Below are 17,761 nucleotides of genomic sequence, written 5' to 3' on the forward strand. Positions count from 1 at the left end.
TATTCGCACTAACACCTGGTCGTGAGAAATTACGGAATAAATACTGTGGCTAAAAATATTCAAGCAATTCGAGGCATGAACGACTGCCTTCCAACTCAATCACCACTGTGGCAGAAAGTAGAAAGCGCAGTTAAAAACGTGGTGAGTGCATACGGTTACAACGAAGTACGTATGCCTATCGTTGAAGAAACAAACCTATTTAGCCGTGCAGTTGGTGAAGAGACAGACGTTGTTTCTAAAGAGATGTACACCTTTGACGACCGCAATGGCGATAGCCTAACGCTGCGTCCAGAAGGCACAGCAGGTTGTGTTCGTTCATGTATTCAAAATAGCCTTATCAACCGTGATGAACAGCGCCTATGGTACATGGGCCCTATGTTCCGTCACGAGCGTCCTCAAAAAGGTCGTTACCGTCAATTCCACCAATGTGGTGTTGAAGTGTTTGGTCTAGACGGTCCAGACGTTGACGCAGAACTTATCATGATGACAGCACGTCTATGGCGTGAGCTAGGTATCGATAAGCACGTTCGCCTAGAGCTGAACTCAATCGGTTCTCAAGAAGATCGCGTTAGCTACCGCACTGCGTTAGTGGCTTTCCTTGAGCAACACATTGATGTGCTTGACGAAGACTGCAAACGTCGCATGCACACTAACCCTCTACGTGTACTTGATACTAAGAACCCTGATGTTCAAGCTATCTTAGGTGACGCACCTCGACTATCTGAATATCTAGGTGAAGAATCGAAGCAACATTTTGCTGGTTTGTGTGAACTTCTTGACGCTGTTGGTATCGAATACCAAGTTAATGAGCGTCTAGTACGTGGCCTAGATTACTACAACCGCACTGTATTTGAGTGGATCACAGACAGCCTTGGTGCTCAAGGTACAGTATGTGGCGGCGGTCGTTACGATGGTCTTGTTGAGCAACTAGGCGGCAAAGCAACCAATGCAGTTGGCTTCGCAATGGGTCTAGAGCGTCTGGTTCTGATGATGGAAACGCTAGAGCTAACAGAAGTTCGTCGTAGCGTTGATGTATACGTAGTTGCTGCTGGCGAAGGTACTATGATCGCGGGCATGCAGTTAGCGAATCAATTACGCGACACCGTTGAAGGCGTGCGTGTAATGAACCACTTCGGTGGTGGTAACTTCAAGAAGCAATTCAAACGTGCTGACAAAGTAGGTGCTGTTGTGGCGCTGGTACTTGGTGAGAACGAAGTTGCTGACAATACAGTTGTGCTAAAAGATCTGGTTGGCGGCGAGCAAGAAACCGTGTCTCAAACGGAAGTTGCAGAGAAAGTTGCTGCGCTAATCTAATTAGCCATTGAGCAAACGCTCATAATGAATACTAACGTCAGCACTATGCTGGCGTTTAAAGAATTAAAGAGGACAGGAAGTGGAACTTTACGATAGCGAAGAGCAACAAGTTGAAGCCATTAAAGATTGGTGGAAAGAGAACGGTAAAGCCGTAATCTTTGGTGCGGTTATTGGTTTAGGTGGTCTATTTGGCTGGCGCTATTACCAAGATTCAGTAGTTGAAGCGCGTGAAGCAGCTTCAGAAAGCTACACCTCTGTAATTTCAGCTCTTGATGTTAAGGGTGTTGATGCTCAATCTGATATTCAAGCTTTCATCGACGCAAACAAAGATGCTGAGTACTCAGTACTTGCTGCTATGCAACTAGCAAAAGTACAAGTACAAGCAGGCGATCTAGCGGCGGCACTTGAACAGCTCGAGTGGGCAAAATCGGCAACTAAGGACGCGGCACTTGCGCCACTACTTACTTACCGTGTTGCACGTATTAAAGCTGAGCAAGGTGAATTTGACGCAGCACTGACTGATCTTGCTGCTATGACAGACGAATCTTGGAAAGGCCGTGTTGCTGAACTGCGTGGTGATATCTCACTTCGTAAAGGCGACACAGACGCAGCATACAGTGCTTACACAGAAGCACAGCAAGCTGTTGACGCTAGCCAAACGCTTCAAATCAAACTTGACGACCTAGCTAAATAAGGCGCTTTGAATGAAGAAGATGTTTCCAAAAGCGGCGTTGTGTGCGATTGCTCTTGGCCTACTAGCTGGCTGTGCGGGTGAAGAAGACACCGTAATCATGGCTCCAGTACCAACGGTAAACAGCGAGTTCACTCCTAGTCAGGAATGGTCTACGTCGGTTGGTGATGGTGTTGGTCACTACTTTTCAAAACTAACGCCAGAATTGGCTTACGACAAAGTGTTTGTTGCAAGCCGTGAAGGTATGGTTAAAGCGCTTGATCCTGATACAGGTAAAGCGCTGTGGAAAGTCGATCTTGAGAAAGACGTATTGGCTCGTTTATCGGGTGGCTTAACGGCGGCTTACGGTAAAGTTTTTGTTGGTTCTGAAAATGGCGAAGTGATCGCACTGGAAGAATCGACCGGTGAAGAGCTGTGGCGTGTATCAGTCAATGGCGAGGTGCTTGCATCCCCAGCAACTGATAGCAACATGGTCATTGTTCATACCAGTCGCGGTATGTTGATCGCGTTAGATCAAGCAAGCGGTGAACAAAAATGGACCATCAGTACGGAAGTACCAAGCCTAACACTGCGTGGCGATAGCTCGCCTGTTGCAGTTTCTGGTGGTGTATTCTGGGGTACAGCAAATGGTCGTCTAGCTGCGGCTATCGTTGATCGTGGTCAGCTTATTTGGCAACAGCCAGTAGGCACACCAAAAGGTGCAACGGAAATTGATCGTTTGGTTGATGTTGATGCATCTCCAATTGTTCTTGGTGGCACCCTGTATACCGTAGGTATCAATGGTCAGCTGATTGCTATCGACCTTCGTTCTGGTAAGCCAATTTGGAAACGTAACTACTCATCAGCGATTGATTTAGCAAGTGATGGTAGCCGTTTGTTCGTTGTTACCGACAAAGACCATGTGGTTGCGGTTGATGCGCGTAGTGGTACTGAACTGTGGAGCACTCCATTGTTAGAAAACCGCTTACTGACAGCACCTGCTATTATTAATGGTTATGTAGTCGTGGGTGATACTGAAGGTTATCTGCACTGGTTGGATCGTTCATCGGGTGAGTTTGTTGCTCAACAGCTTGTCGATGATAGCGGCTTTGCGGTTGCACCAATTGAACTGCCTGAAGGCTACTTAGTGACGACTCGCAATGGCGATGTAAAGAAACTAACGATTAGCCAATAAAAGCGTGATATAATTCACAGTCGGCTCCTGGTTGGTAACAGCCAGGAGCCGTTTTGTTGTTAAAAATTAATAAACCGTGTGGTTATAGGTAAGAGTTTAAACTTGCGAACAAGTGCTTACCTATAACTACATTTAGAGAAGAAATTGTAGAGGTTGTTATGGTACCTGTTGTTGCTCTAGTAGGGCGTCCGAACGTAGGTAAATCTACGTTATTTAACCGATTGACTCGAACTCGTGATGCATTGGTTGCGGATTTCCCTGGCTTAACGCGTGACCGTAAATACGGTCATGCTCATTTTAGCGAGCATGACTTTATTGTTATTGACACTGGCGGTATCGACGGTACTGAAGAAGGTGTTGAAACTAAAATGGCTGAACAGTCGCTAGCGGCGATTGATGAAGCTGATGTCGTTCTATTTATGGTAGATGGCCGTGCGGGTCTAACACCTTCAGACGTGGCGATTGCTAAGCACCTACGTCAACTAGAAAAGCCTTCAATGCTAGTAGTAAACAAGGTTGATGGTATCGACCCTGATGCTGCAAGTGCTGACTTCTGGCAACTAGGTGTAGAAGACATGTACCAAATCGCTGCGGCGCATGGTCGTGGTGTTACTGCACTTATTGACCTTGCTCTTAACCCATTCGCAGAAGCGCTAAAAGCTGAGAATGGCGAAGTAAGCGACTTAACTGAGTTTGAAGACGAAGAAGAAGAGCAGGTTGAATTTACAGAAGAAGAAGCTGAAGCAGAATTCAAGCGTCTTCAAGATCAACCGATCAAACTAGCGATCATTGGCCGTCCTAACGTAGGTAAATCAACGCTAACGAACCGTATTCTTGGTGAAGAGCGTGTGGTTGTTTACGATATGCCAGGTACGACTCGTGACTCTATCTACATCCCAATGCAGCGTGACGAGCGTGAATACGTTCTAATCGATACTGCGGGTGTTCGTCGTCGTAAAAACATCAACGAAACGGTAGAGAAGTTCTCAGTGGTTAAAACACTGAAAGCGATTGAAGATGCTAACGTTGTATTGCTGCTTATCGATGCTCGCGAAAACATCTCTGATCAAGATCTAAGCTTGCTAGGCTTTGCGTTGAACGCTGGTCGTTCAATTGTTATTGCCGTAAACAAGTGGGATGGCCTAGATAACGACGTTAAAGAACGCGTTAAGAAAGAGCTAGACCGTCGCTTAGGCTTCGTTGATTTCGCACGTATTCACTTTATCTCTGCACTTCACGGTACAGGTGTTGGTCACTTGTTTGAGTCTGTACAAGAAGCTTACAAATCAGCGACTACTCGTGTTGGTACTTCTGTGCTAACTCGTATCATGAAGATGGCGACTGATGATCACCAACCGCCTATGGTTCGTGGCCGTCGTGTGAAACTGAAATACGCGCACGCTGGTGGCTACAACCCACCGATTATCGTTATCCACGGCAACCAAGTTCGTAACTTGCCAGATTCATACAAACGATTCTTGATGAACTACTACCGTCGTTCACTAGAAATCATGGGTACACCTATTCGCATTCAATTCCAGAACAGCGAGAACCCATTTGAAGCTAAGACAAACAAGCTGACAATTTCTCAAGAACGTAAACGTAAGCGTATGATGAGCATGGTTAAAGGTCGTAAGTAAACCTTTCCAATAGATTTGATACCCGAGCCTGTCTCGGGTATTTTTTTAAGCAAAATTCACGTTAAGCCATAACAATACGTTTTTATCATCATGGCTCAACGAATCAGACTAGATTCCAGAAGAAGAACGATATGACTACTAGCGATTTGATTACACCTGTGTCAGCAATCACACCAACCATCACTCAATTTTGTCATCAGGCTTGGCAGCTCAATGCTAAAGCGCAGTACGTTGAAAGCGACGACAGCAAAACTTACCTGATTGCCGACGTAACACCTTTCCACCCAGTGAGTCATATTTGGCCCGATCACCCTGCAGACCAAGGCTTTGTGAATGTTGGTGAAGTGCAATTTCCCGTTGAAGACTGCCTTGTTGGTGCTATAGAACAATCTACTGGCAAGCTTCATATCGCAGCAGATATCCCTGTTAAGCGTGATACGGAAGGGTGGGCGTTTGTTGTTGTCCACCAGCTACCTACATCTGCTTCTATGATTAAGGTTAACGACGAAGTCGTGTTGTCGGTTGATAAAGAGTACCAAGCCAGTTTGAGCCGTGGTCACAGTGCTGGCCACATCGCTTTCCTAGCCTTGAATAAAGTATTGGCTGAGAGCTACTGGCGTAAAGATGCGGACAGAAAAGATCCGCTTGGCAGTTACGACTTCAATAGTTATGCACAAGTGACGAGCTTTGTGACTCCAGAGCTGTGTACCGATAAGTATCGCTTAGGCAAAACCCTGAAGAAGCGCGGTTTGAACGTTGCAGACATGCTAGCAAATCTTGATGACATCGAAGCTGATATCAACCAAATGCTTGCGGGCTGGCTTGCAGAGCCGACGCCAGTTGCAATGCGACTGGAAGGCGAAGCATTAACAGACTCTCGCTATTGGGAATGGCAGTTGGATGCCGACACTTTAGTGTCTATTCCGTGTGGTGGTACTCACATTGAGAACACCTCAGAACTTGGTGCGCTGTCCGTTAAGCTGACCCAGCTAGATGGCCAAAACATTGAAATGCTGACGCATGTAATTCGATGATTTAGACTACAGATCGAAATGGCTTGTGCTGTTTATTTTATTTTTACATGTCACTTTTGATATAAATGACTATTTGAAATTGAAATGCAGCATATGTAACTTATGCTTTCGGTGTGTGGTGATATAAATATTCTTTTTGGGGTAGATCGCTGATCAAAATAGATAAAGCGAAAGATCAACCTATGATCTTCGATTGTGTGTCGTACTAATTTAGTGTGCTATTATTAACCAATAACAAGCTTGCATAAGAACAAGCTGTACCCGATTACACAATTGAAAGCCTTAGTGAATGGAACAACAATTTTTATTAGAAGGTCATCGAGCCGTCAATAGCTTGCTACGGAAGCTTGCGCTTGGGATGGATCGCAAAGATTTAAATCACAAGATTATTCAGCTTACCGAGCAGCTTTTTGGGCAGCGCATGGCTTCAATTCTACTGCTCAACTCAGAGTCTAAAACGTTACACCTTGAATATGCCCCAAACCTGCCTGATTTTTACAATCAACAGATTGAAGGGGTAGGAATTGGTGCGGGGATAGGCTCTTGTGGCGAGGCAGCTGCGCTTAAGAAAGCTGTTATGGTCTCTGATATTAATACTCACTCAAATTGGGCGCCTTTCTTAACCTTGACCAATCAAGCCAACTTACACGCTTGTTGGTCGGTGCCCATCATCTCTTCGCATGGCCACGTGCTAGGTACATTTGCGATTTACAGCCGATGCATTTCAGAACCTCATGAATTTGAACTCGAGATCTTGGAGCTGCTTGCTTCTTTGTATTCAGTAGCGCTAGAGAAATACGAGCTAGAGAATCAACTCAACTTTTTTGCCAGTCATGATTCGCTGACGCATTGCTTGAACCGCCGAGCATTGTTAAGTGAAGCTAAGAAGGTTTTAGTTAAACGATGTTTTGCGGACAAAGTGATGGCCTGCCTGTTTGTTGATGTTGATAAATTCAAGTCAATCAACGATACGTATGGCCATAGCTTTGGCGATGATGTTCTGTTAGCCGTTGCAAAAGTTCTCGATGAAGCGACTACGGCATGTGCCAAGGTAGGTCGTTACGGCGGTGACGAGTTTGTAGTGTTTTCTTGCTTTGATACCGAACAAAAAGTGTCAGACTTTTATCACAGCTTAGAAAAAGCGTTGGATAAAGCTCTCTATATTAATGGCGTTCAGTTTTCAGTCAGTGTTGGGATTGCTTGTGAAAAGTCGCCTAAAGGGCTCGATCAGTTGATTGCGTCAGCTGACAAAAGCATGTATCAAATCAAGCAAGCCAAGGCGAAGAAAGAGTAGATTGCTTATTAGTACTGAAAGTAAAAAGTTAGGATTTCCTATGAGTGAAAATATCTGCCCTAAATGCCAGTCAGAACTTAGCTGGGATGGTAAATACCACTGTGAAAGCTGCCAAGATCACTTTACAAAAGTGGGCTTTTGTCCTGAGTGCAGCAGCCAATTAGAGAAGCTTCAAGCTTGTGGGGCTGCGAGCTATTTCTGCAATGGTGATTGTAACGAGCTTAAATCTAAGTCGAGAGTGAAATTCGAGTTTCAACAAGCCGAATAGTCTTACCTCTCAATGGCAAGACGATAATCTGAGGTGTTTTTTGTAGGTCTAGTATGAAAATATTGGGCCTTTTTTGTATTTAGCGAATATGCGTGTGTCATCTTGGTTCAATCTTATCGTCACTGCACCAGCATGAAACATAGTAACCTTGTCGCTATGCACTGCATTGGTGTTAACTTAGTTAAAGTACTATTAAATACAAAGGCTTAAAACTTTGTTGGTTATGTTTTAAGTTTGGCACTCTTCTTGTAACTCTGTAATTGAATAACAAAAATACAATTATGGAGTAACAATCATGAACAAGGTGTTCAATTTATCGCTAGCTGCACTGTGTACAACACTTTCATTTTCTTCTGCAACAGTGCTTGCGGCTGACGATACCATTAAAGTCGGCGTTCTACATTCATTGTCAGGCACTATGGCGATCAGTGAAACAACGCTAAAAGATACCGTTCTTATGCTCATCGACGAGCAAAACAAAAAAGGTGGCTTACTTGGTAAGAAGCTTGAGCCTGTAGTTGTTGACCCTGCGTCAAACTGGCCGCTGTTTGCTGAGAAAGCACGTGAGCTTATCGAGAAAGAAAAAGTGGATGTGGTATTTGGTGGTTGGACATCGGTATCACGTAAATCCATGCTGCCAGTTTTTGAAGAGCTAAACAGCATCCTTTTCTACCCAGTACAGTATGAAGGCGAAGAGTCCTCTAAAAACGTTTTCTACACCGGTGCTGCGCCAAACCAACAAGCGATTCCTGCCGTTGATTACTTAATGGATGAACTTGAAGTGGAACGTTGGGTGCTTGCAGGTACCGATTACGTTTATCCACGTACCACCAATAAGATCTTAGAGGCCTACCTAAAAAGTAAAGGTGTCGCAGAAGAAGACATCATGATCAACTACACACCGTTTGGTCATTCTGATTGGCAATCTATTGTTTCAGATATCAAGAAGTTTGGTGAAGCTGGTAAGAAAACCGCCGTTGTATCTACTGTGAATGGCGATGCAAACGTACCTTTCTATAAAGAGCTTGGTGCTCAAGGTGTTTCATCTGAAGACATTCCAGTGATTGCATTCTCGGTTGGCGAAGAAGAGCTATCGGGCATGGATACTGAACCTCTAGTGGGTCACTTAGCGGCATGGAACTATTTCATGAGCGTCGATACCGAAGTCAATGAAGAGTTCGTTGAAACATGGCAGTCATTCATTAAGAGTGACAAACGTGTAACGAATGACCCGATGGAAGCACACTATATTGGTTTCAATATGTGGGCTCAAGCTGTGACTAATGCGGGCACAACCGATGCTGAAGCGGTGCAAGATGCATTGATTGGTGTGTCTGTTCCAAACCTATCTGGTGGCTACTCAACCATGCTACCAAACCACCACATAACTAAACCTGTATTGATTGGTGAGATTCAAGATGATGGCCAGTTTGACATCGTTTGGGAAACCACAGGCCTTGTTGCAGGTGATGCTTGGTCTAACTACTTACCTGAATCAGCAAAACTATTCTCTAGTTGGTCTAAGCCATTCTCATGTGGTGCGTTCAACGTTGAAACTAAAAAGTGTTCTGGTGGTAACTAGAGTTATTCGCTCTTAGCTGATAACTAGTTACTGGTTATCAGCTTTCGTTACTGGGTGTTAGCTATTACCGGTAACTACTAGCTATGAATATTGAGCCTTCTCTTTAGGGAAGAGTGCTTCTGCATGGAGGCGCAACGAAAGAGAAGGCTCAAATTAGTTTCAAGTCACAACAACTATCCAAATATCCACCAAGTAAAAAATAACAATATCTAACTTGTTGGTTAAGGAAGCAGGGATGAAGAACGTATTAAACGTATTTAAGGCGCTGTTGCTCATGGCTATCAGTGCTCAGTTGGCTTTTGCTGGAATAACGGATGAAGCTAGCTTTACCAAGGCGCTAGTTGGTAAAAAAACATCGGATAAAGAGCTAGCCATCGATTGGATCATTGAGACACAAACGGAAGACGTGTCGAAGGCTATTTTATATGGATGGTTAAACGGCAATCTCTATTACTTCAATGATAAAAAAAACGAACATTATAAACAGCTCTATCTCATTCAAAACACCAAAACAGCCACTTCAGCTCAGTCTGTATGGGATGAATCAACTCTCAATATCGACAATGCTAAGCTGTTTAAAAAGGTGCGCGTAAACAACAAACTTCGCGGGATCTTACGGGGTGAAATTGCCTCTATTGGATTAAATAGCAGTAACCCAGATGTGCGTTATCAAGCGGTTCTCGATCTACTGGGAACTAAGGATGCCACTATCATCGATCGTTTATCCGAACTTAGAGAAAATGAGACCGATGGTAAAGTCGCTGAACTAATGGATTTGTTATTAGCTATTTTTACCTCGCTTGATAACAGTGCAACAACTGAAGCTCGAGTAACATCGATTGAACGAGTGGGCGACTTTAAGCATTCAGTCGTTCTAAAAACACTGAACCAACTACTTAACGGTGAGCAAGAACCAAGCATTTTGGCTGCAACAGAGCGTGCGATGGACGATTATCAACAAAGCCAAGCTCTGTACTCAGGTGTTGAAACCGTATTCTTTGGCTTGAGTTTAGGTTCGGTATTGGTACTAGCGGGCATTGGCTTAGCGATCACCTTTGGTGTGATGGGCGTTATCAACATGGCTCATGGTGAGCTGATCATGATTGGCGCTTACACCACCTATGTATTGCAACTTCTGATGCCGAATCATATTGGTTTAGCGCTAATACTTTCTATTCCTGCAGCATTCATCGTTTCGGGCTTAGTGGGTATTGCGATTGAGCGAAGCGTGATTCGTCACCTTTATGGTCGCCCATTGGAAACCTTACTCGCGACCTTTGGTATTAGCTTAATCTTGCAGCAGGCTGTTCGCTCGATTTTCTCTCCTTTGAACCGCTCAGTGAGCACGCCTGAATGGATGTCTGGCGCACTTCAATTGAACCCAATGTTGTCCCTGACTTACAACCGACTTTATATCATTCTCTTCTGTGGTTTGGTATTTATGGGCTTATTAATGGTTCTGAAAAAGACACCACTAGGTTTGCAGGTTCGTGCGGTTTCTCAAAACCGTGGCATGGCTCGTGCGATGGGTATTCGTTCAGAGCGAGTTGATGCGATGACCTTCGGTTTAGGCTCTGGCGTTGCGGGTGTTGCAGGCGTGGCACTGTCTCAACTGACCAACGTTGGCCCTAATATGGGACAGGCGTACATCATCGACTCATTCATGGTGGTGGTATTCGGCGGTGTTGGCAACCTATGGGGCACGCTAGTCGCAGGCTTAAGCCTTGGTCTGTTCAATAAAATTTTAGAACCATGGGCTGGTGCGGTTCTCGCCAAGATTCTGGTACTGGTTTTCATCATTCTATTTATTCAAAAACGCCCACGCGGACTCTTCCCGCAACGTGGTCGTGCGGCTGAAGGTTAAGGACAACATCATGCAGTCAAAATCATTTGTACTTTCGGCAATGCGTGGTGACAAAGGTGGCCAACTGACCATCCTTGCCATTCTAGCGGCCGTTATTCTTATCCCACTGGCTAACACCATATTACCAAGTGGGCACCCGCTCCATGTCGAGACTTTTACTATCTCGCTGATGGGCAAATATCTGAGCTACGCAATGTTGGCGTTGGCGCTCGATCTGGTGTGGGGCTATCTCGGAATCTTGAGCCTTGGCCACGGTGCTTTCTTTGCGCTTGGTGGCTATGCGATGGGCATGTACTTAATGCGCCAGATTGGTGACCGTGGGGTATATGGTGACCCAATCCTACCTGACTTCATGGTGTTTCTTGATTGGTCGGCGTTGCCATGGTTCTGGCAGGGCTTTGATCAGTTCTGGTTCGCCTGCCTAATGGTGGTGTTGGTACCGGGCGCATTGGCTTATTTGTTCGGTTATCTGGCTTTCCGTTCTCGAGTGTCAGGGGTGTATCTTTCTATCATGACTCAAGCGTTAACTTACGCATTGATGCTGGCGTTTTTCCGCAACGAAATGGGCTTTGGTGGTAACAATGGATTGACGGACTTTAAAGACATCATCGGTCTGAGCTTGCAAAGTGATGCAGTCAAGATAGGTCTGTTTGTTGCGACTGGTATTGCGCTAATCCTCAGCTACATCGCGTGTCGCATGGTGGTGACCAGTCGATTAGGGCGAGTGGCTTTAGCGATTCGTGATACTGAATCTCGCACTCGATTCATGGGTTACGACGTCGATGGTATCAAGCTGTGGGTCTTCGTTCTGTCTGCGGTTATCGCGGGTATTGCTGGTGCTTTATATGTGCCTCAAGTCGGTATCATCAACCCGGGAGAGTTTGCTCCGCTTAACTCGATTGAGATAGTGGTTTGGGTTGCCTTGGGCGGTCGTGCCACTCTGTTTGGTGCCATCGTTGGTGCCCTGATCATCAACTACGCCAAGAGTTGGTTTACGGTTGAATTCCCAGAGGTGTGGTTATTCGCCCTAGGTGGTCTATTTGTACTTTCAACCATGTACTTCCCACAAGGTGTGATTGGCTTTGTTAGCGAGAAATGGCAACAACTGCGTAAGGCGTCAGGTTCACGAGGCAAGGGAAAAGGAAAATCAGATAAGGATGATCAGTCAGAAAACAAGGAGGTGATCGTATGACCACATTTAGTAACGTTAAGGAATCGGTTCAGGCGTTCACTCGTCGAGACGAAGTCTTTGATTACCTCAAACCCGATATTCATCCTGCCATCGATACTCGACATAACGTGCTGTTGTATGTCGAAGGCGTCAACAAAAGCTTCGATGGTTTCCAAGCGATAAACGACCTCAACCTCTACATCAAAGAGGGAGAGCTACGCTGTATCATAGGTCCTAATGGCGCAGGTAAAACCACCATGATGGACATTATCACAGGTAAAACTAAGCCAGACACCGGCGAGGTGTGGTTGGGTTCGAACATCAACTTATTGAAGATGAACGAAGCCGAAATCGCCAATGCAGGCGTTGGGCGTAAATTCCAAAAACCGACCGTGATTGAGTGTTTAACTGTGTGGCAGAACCTTGAATTAGCCATGGCCGGTGACCGCTCAGTGTGGGCGACGTTCACCGCTGTGATGTCTGGTGAACAGAAAGACAAATTGACCTCGGTACTTGAGCTGATTCATTTAAAAGACGAAGCGGCGAATTTGGCAGGTAACCTGTCTCACGGACAAAAGCAGTGGTTAGAGATCGGCATGCTATTGATGCAAAACCCTAAGCTGTTGCTGGTGGATGAACCCGTGGCAGGTATGACTCACCAAGAAATGGATCGCACCTCTGAGTTACTTAACTCACTGGCAGGTAAGCACTCGGTTGTGGTCGTTGAACACGATATGGATTTCGTTCGTTCTATCGCCAGCCATGTCACCGTGCTTCATCAAGGTCATGTGTTGGCTGAAGGCACCATGGATCAAGTGCAGGCTCACCCTGAAGTTAAACAAGTTTATCTCGGAGAATAGGATGCTAGAGGTTAAATCAGTTAATCAATATTACGGTGAGAGCCACACGCTCTGGGATTTGGATATGCAGATCCCAGAAGGTAAATGCACGGTGCTAATGGGGCGAAATGGTGTCGGTAAAACCACCTTACTGCAATGCATTATGGGGTTGGTGAAGGTTGAAAGCGGTGACATCTCCTTATCGGGTGAGTCACTTTTGAAAACCGATGCCGAGGACCGTCCACGCCAAGGGATCGGCTATGTACCGCAAGGTCGCCAGATCTTCCCAATGCTCACTGTTCAAGAAAATCTAGAGGTCGGTTTACCGATTCGTAAAAAGGGTGACCGCAAGATCCCTGAATTCATCTTCGATATTTTCCCAGTGTTAAAAGAGATGCTACATCGTCGCGGTGGTGATTTATCGGGTGGCCAGCAGCAACAGCTAGCGATTGGGCGTGCGCTGGTGGTTAATCCAAAGCTATTGATCTTGGATGAGCCGACGGAGGGTATTCAACCCAATATTGTGCAAGAGATTGGCGACATCATTCGCATGCTCAACGAGAAAATGGGGCTCACGGTTCTGTTGGTTGAACAGAAGCTGCCGTTTGCAAGAAAGGTCGGTGACCGTTTTTGCATTATCGACCGTGGACGCCAAGTGGCAGAAGGTGAAATGACAGGGCTCGATGAGTCCTTGATAAAGGAGTACCTAACCGTATGAATTCTCTCTTTTCTCCGAATGAAGTAAGCAAGGCTTCTTTAGTAGAAGCTTTATCTTTGAATGAGACCATCGAACAAGATATTCGTGATGGTTGGCAAGCGAGTTTAAACCTCACCTTTGTCGATCGAGGTGATAAAACCGTATTAAAGAATCGTCAGCAGTCTGGTCCGCTTGCGGTGCAACGCCCCCTGTATCCTGATGGGGAAACGTGTCACACCTACTTACTCCATCCCCCCGGCGGAGTGGTAGGTGGTGACACTCTCAATATTAACGTGAATCTTGAGCACGGTGCTCACGCGTTGATTACCACACCCGGTGCGACCAAGTTTTATCGCTCAAACAACAAGTACGCCAAGCAGAAGCAGACCCTACGAGTGAAGAAAGATGCACGCTTGGAATGGATGCCGCAAGAGAACATCTTTTTCCCGAATGCACACGTTCGTTTAGATACTGAAATTCGCCTAGAAAAGGGTGCACAGTTTTGGGGTTGGGAGATGCACTGTTTTGGACGCCCTGCACAGAATGAGGGATTCGAGCATGGTCATCTCGTTGGGAAAACAGAAATCTATCTTGATAATCAAAGGCTTCTGACTGAAGGCTTTAATTTTCATGGTGGCGATAAGTTAATGATAAATATGGGGTTACTTGATTATTCAATGATGGGAACCTTTTATATCACTTCAAATGAGAAGCAAGATTTAGAGTTGGTACAGAGCTTGCTCTTATCTATTACACAGCAAGCTTCACAGCAATCAGTTACATCAAAAATGTCGAGTGAACCCACATTAATATTGGGCGCGACTCAGATAGAAGGATTGATTGTGGTGCGAGCCTTGGGTAATTGGAGTGAAGATATCCTCCAGGCCTTTGGTCAGATATGGCAAGCAACTCGCTCTCATTTATGTGGTACGACTCCTGATTTACCAAGGATTTGGGCGACTTAGCGATTAGCCCTTTTTGTACCTAGGGTGACTTCCGACCCTAGGTGCATTTTTTCAAGCTTGCTGTGATTGAATCCCACTTACTGCTCATGCGTTTTTGAGCAATAAGAAAACAACACTAACAGCGGGCGGCTAAATGGAATTAACACCAAGAGAAAAAGATAAGCTACTTATCTTCTGCGCAGGAATGCTGGCACAGCAGCGCAAACAAAAAGGCTTAAAGCTCAACTACCCAGAATCTATCGCACTGATCAGCAGTGCCATTCTCGAAGGTGCCCGCGAGGGTAAAACCGTTTCAGAATTAATGGATTTTGGACGCACACTTCTTACTGTCGATGACGTTATGGAGGGGATCCCTTCCATGATCCCTGATGTACAAGTCGAAGCCACTTTTCCTGATGGCACCAAGCTGGTGACCGTTCATGAACCTATCGTGTAGGGAGAAGTAATATGGCTGGTTCCACAAAACAATACTCAGGATTCGTTCCCGGAAAAGTAGAAACCGCACCGGGTGACATCACTCTCAATGAAGGCCGAGACACAACGTCCGTTAAGGTGCAAAACATTGGCGATCGTCCTGTCCAAATTGGCTCTCATTACCACTTCTATGAAGCAAACCCTTCGCTGATCTTTAACCGAGAAGTCACTAAAGGCTTTCGACTCAATATTCCTGCGGGTACTGCAACCCGCTTTGAGCCGGGTCAGTCGCGCAGCGTCGAGTTAGTGCGTTACGCCGGTAAGTTAGAGATCTATGGCTTCCAAGGAAAGGTGATGGGCAAGCTCTAAGCGCTCCCACGGAATAATGAAAATAACAAAGGATTGAACATGGCGACGATATCCAGACAGGCTTATGCCGAAATGTTTGGGCCAACAGTCGGTGACCGAGTGCGTCTTGCTGACACTGATTTATGGCTAGAAGTTGAAAAAGATTACACCGTATACGGCGACGAAGTGAAATTCGGCGGCGGCAAAGTTATCCGTGATGGACAAGGGCAAAGCCAACGTCCAAGTGCCGAAACTCCAGATTTGGTGATCACTAACGCGATTGTGTTGGATTACTGGGGCATCGTAAAAGCCGATGTCGCAGTCAAAGATGGTCGAGTTCAGGCATTGGGCAAAGCGGGCAACCCAGATGTTCAACCGGGCGTTGATATTGTGATTGGCCCGGGCACGGAAATTTTAGCAGGCGAAGGTTCAATCTTGACTGCTGGTGGTATTGATTCACACATTCATTTTATTTGCCCACAACAGATTGAAGAAGCACTGGCGTCAGGTGTGACAACCATGATCGGCGGTGGCACTGGACCAAACACAGGTACTAACGCGACCACATGCACACCGGGGCCTTGGAACATGCACCGCATGCTAGAGTCACTCGATCAATTCCCGATGAACTTTGGTTTGTTAGGCAAAGGCAATGCCAGTCAGCCAGAAGCACTACGTGAGCAAGTAGCGGCAGGCGCGGTGGGTTTGAAGTTACACGAAGACTGGGGAACCACTCCCGCTTCAATCGATACCTGTTTGAGTGTGGCTGACGAGATGGACGTACAAGTTGCGATTCATACCGACACTCTGAATGAATCTGGTTTTGTTGAATCGACACTTGGCGCAATCGGCGACCGCGTGATTCATACCTATCACACCGAAGGTGCGGGCGGTGGTCATGCTCCCGATATTATTCGTGCTGCAGGTGAGCCGAACGTTTTGCCTTCCTCAACCAATCCAACACGCCCTTACACCATCAATACCGTCGATGAGCACTTAGACATGTTGATGGTCTGTCATCACTTGTCACCATCGATTGCTGAAGATGTCGCGTTCGCAGAGTCACGTATCCGCCGTGAAACCATTGCCGCAGAAGACATTCTTCATGACTTAGGTGCCTTTTCGATGATCGCTTCGGACTCACAAGCAATGGGACGTGTAGGCGAGGTGATCACTCGAACTTGGCAAACTGCGCACAAGATGAAAGTTCAGCGCGGCAGCCTAAAAGAAGATTCAGACTACAGCGATAACTTCCGATTAAGACGCTATGTCGCTAAGTACACCATCAACCCAGCGATCACTCATGGTATGTCTCATGAAATCGGTTCTATCGAAGCAGGGAAATTAGCAGACTTAGTGTTGTGGAAGCCCGCTTTCTTTGGTGTGAAACCTAGTGTGATTTTGAAAGGCGGCATGATCGCCATGGCGCCGATGGGTGACCCAAATGCTTCAATCCCAACACCTCAGCCAGTCCATTACCGTTCAATGTTTGGTAGCTACGGCAAGGCATGTCAAAACACATCAATGTTGTTTGTTTCTAAGGAAGCCAAGGCGCAGAACATTGATAAGCAATTGGGTTTGCAGAGCTTGATTGGTGTTGTGAGCAACTGCCGAAATATCAGCAAAGCCGACATGAAGCTCAACGATTGGATGCCAAAAATTGAGGTCGACTCTCAGACGTATCAAGTACGCGCCGATGGTGAATTGCTAACTTGTGAGCCTGCTGAAGAACTACCAATGGCACAACGGTATTTTCTATTTTAAGAGCTCGGCTGAAGGCTTTTATTTTAGCGCTGAGCTGAAGGCTCTTGTTCTAGCTCTTAGCTAAGGGCTTTTAGGCTGAAGGCTCCTAATTTAAACGTTATAAATCTCACAAGGAGATTGAGGTAATAGCATGATTGAACTGACTCAACTGAATACTCAAATACAAAATGCACCGGACGGCTACTTAAGCCTGCCGATCGATAGCCGCATTAAGAGCCGTCTTAAGGTGATGCTCGATGACGGGCGCAATGCCGGACTGTTTCTACCACGAGGTCATATCTTGCGTGGTGGCGAACAACTCTCAAGTAAATGCGGTTTAGTCGTAGAAGTGAAAGCGGCACCAGAAACCGTTTCGACTGTTTACTGTGAAGACTTGCTCCTGTTAACGCGAGTGGCGTATCACCTTGGTAACCGTCATGTTCCGCTGCAAGTGGAAGCGGGTTGGGTTCGTTATCAACACGACCATGTTTTAGATGAAATGGTTGAAGGCTTAGGCGCGAAAGTGACCACTGAGAAACAACCGTTTGAACCAGAAGGCGGTGCTTATGGCGGTCGCTCTGGTGGACATCATCACCATCATTAATCGAGTCATTGATGACTCACTAAACGATTTATATAACAACGATATTAATAACAATAATACCAATCACAGTAAGTAAGTGATCAACAATAGCGCAGAAAAAAGGCTTGAGAACAAGGCAT

Annotated in this window: 17 protein-coding genes; all 17 read left to right on the forward strand. The window is 45.9% G+C overall.

The genetic code is table 11. The features are described from left to right. Positions 1-45: 45 nt before the first annotated feature. The 17 genes from hisS to ureE all read left to right on the forward strand — a co-directional run bounded on the left by hisS (position 46) and on the right by ureE (position 17,642). Positions 46-1,314 (forward strand): histidine--tRNA ligase, encoded by a 1,269-nt coding sequence (gene hisS / locus AB4323_RS15145; RefSeq protein WP_017062514.1) that lies wholly within the window; start codon positions 46-48, stop codon positions 1,312-1,314. Between the two features lie 79 nt (positions 1,315-1,393). Next, on the forward strand, positions 1,394-2,008 hold the full coding sequence (locus AB4323_RS15150; RefSeq protein WP_017062513.1) for a YfgM family protein: 615 nt from the start codon (positions 1,394-1,396) through the stop codon (positions 2,006-2,008). Positions 2,009-2,018: 10 nt separating this feature from the next. Next, complete coding sequence (gene bamB / locus AB4323_RS15155; RefSeq protein ID WP_017062512.1) at positions 2,019-3,179, forward strand: outer membrane protein assembly factor BamB; 1,161 nt, start codon at positions 2,019-2,021, stop codon at positions 3,177-3,179. Between the two features lie 158 nt (positions 3,180-3,337). Next, positions 3,338-4,819 carry a ribosome biogenesis GTPase Der gene (gene der / locus AB4323_RS15160; protein WP_017062511.1) on the forward strand — a complete coding sequence of 494 codons (1,482 nt, stop codon included), beginning with the start codon at positions 3,338-3,340 and terminating at the stop codon, positions 4,817-4,819. A gap of 131 nt (positions 4,820-4,950) precedes the next feature. Continuing rightward, positions 4,951-5,853 (forward strand): alanyl-tRNA editing protein, encoded by a 903-nt coding sequence (locus AB4323_RS15165; RefSeq protein ID WP_372152815.1) that lies wholly within the window; start codon positions 4,951-4,953, stop codon positions 5,851-5,853. A 289-nt stretch (positions 5,854-6,142) separates the two neighbouring features. Next, positions 6,143-7,147 carry a sensor domain-containing diguanylate cyclase gene (locus AB4323_RS15170; RefSeq protein WP_065584656.1) on the forward strand — a complete coding sequence of 335 codons (1,005 nt, stop codon included), beginning with the start codon at positions 6,143-6,145 and terminating at the stop codon, positions 7,145-7,147. Positions 7,148-7,187: 40 nt separating this feature from the next. Continuing rightward, a complete protein-coding gene (locus AB4323_RS15175; RefSeq protein ID WP_010440564.1) occupies positions 7,188-7,415 on the forward strand; it encodes a zinc ribbon domain-containing protein in 228 nt (75 codons plus the stop codon). Positions 7,416-7,710: 295 nt separating this feature from the next. Then, complete coding sequence (gene urtA / locus AB4323_RS15180; protein ID WP_010440568.1) at positions 7,711-8,997, forward strand: urea ABC transporter substrate-binding protein; 1,287 nt, start codon at positions 7,711-7,713, stop codon at positions 8,995-8,997. A 235-nt stretch (positions 8,998-9,232) separates the two neighbouring features. Beyond that, positions 9,233-10,861, forward strand: coding sequence for an urea ABC transporter permease subunit UrtB (urtB, locus tag AB4323_RS15185; RefSeq protein ID WP_372152817.1), 1,629 nt, complete (start codon positions 9,233-9,235; stop codon positions 10,859-10,861). Positions 10,862-10,871: 10 nt separating this feature from the next. Next, positions 10,872-12,053 (forward strand): urea ABC transporter permease subunit UrtC, encoded by a 1,182-nt coding sequence (gene urtC, locus AB4323_RS15190; protein ID WP_102333721.1) that lies wholly within the window; start codon positions 10,872-10,874, stop codon positions 12,051-12,053. Next, a complete protein-coding gene (gene urtD / locus AB4323_RS15195) occupies positions 12,050-12,892 on the forward strand; it encodes an urea ABC transporter ATP-binding protein UrtD (protein WP_102333722.1) in 843 nt (280 codons plus the stop codon). The genes urtC and urtD overlap by 4 nt, the downstream gene beginning before the upstream one ends. A gap of 1 nt (position 12,893) precedes the next feature. Beyond that, a complete protein-coding gene (urtE, locus tag AB4323_RS15200) occupies positions 12,894-13,589 on the forward strand; it encodes an urea ABC transporter ATP-binding subunit UrtE (RefSeq protein ID WP_017062505.1) in 696 nt (231 codons plus the stop codon). Further along, a complete protein-coding gene (locus AB4323_RS15205) occupies positions 13,586-14,533 on the forward strand; it encodes an urease accessory protein UreD (protein ID WP_372104483.1) in 948 nt (315 codons plus the stop codon). Before urtE ends, AB4323_RS15205 begins: the two co-directional genes overlap by 4 nt. Before the next feature lie 133 nt (positions 14,534-14,666). Continuing rightward, a complete protein-coding gene (ureA, locus tag AB4323_RS15210) occupies positions 14,667-14,969 on the forward strand; it encodes an urease subunit gamma (protein WP_004735119.1) in 303 nt (100 codons plus the stop codon). Positions 14,970-14,980: 11 nt separating this feature from the next. Further along, positions 14,981-15,316 (forward strand): urease subunit beta, encoded by a 336-nt coding sequence (locus AB4323_RS15215; RefSeq protein ID WP_017062503.1) that lies wholly within the window; start codon positions 14,981-14,983, stop codon positions 15,314-15,316. A gap of 39 nt (positions 15,317-15,355) precedes the next feature. Continuing rightward, positions 15,356-17,059 (forward strand): urease subunit alpha, encoded by a 1,704-nt coding sequence (gene ureC, locus AB4323_RS15220; RefSeq protein ID WP_017084416.1) that lies wholly within the window; start codon positions 15,356-15,358, stop codon positions 17,057-17,059. 130 nt (positions 17,060-17,189) lie between these two features. Next, a complete protein-coding gene (gene ureE / locus AB4323_RS15225; RefSeq protein WP_017062501.1) occupies positions 17,190-17,642 on the forward strand; it encodes an urease accessory protein UreE in 453 nt (150 codons plus the stop codon). Positions 17,643-17,761: the final 119 nt, after the last annotated feature.

It is taken from the genome of Vibrio sp. 10N.261.52.C11 (genome assembly GCF_041471405.1).
Lineage (GTDB): Bacteria > Pseudomonadota > Gammaproteobacteria > Enterobacterales > Vibrionaceae > Vibrio > Vibrio crassostreae_C.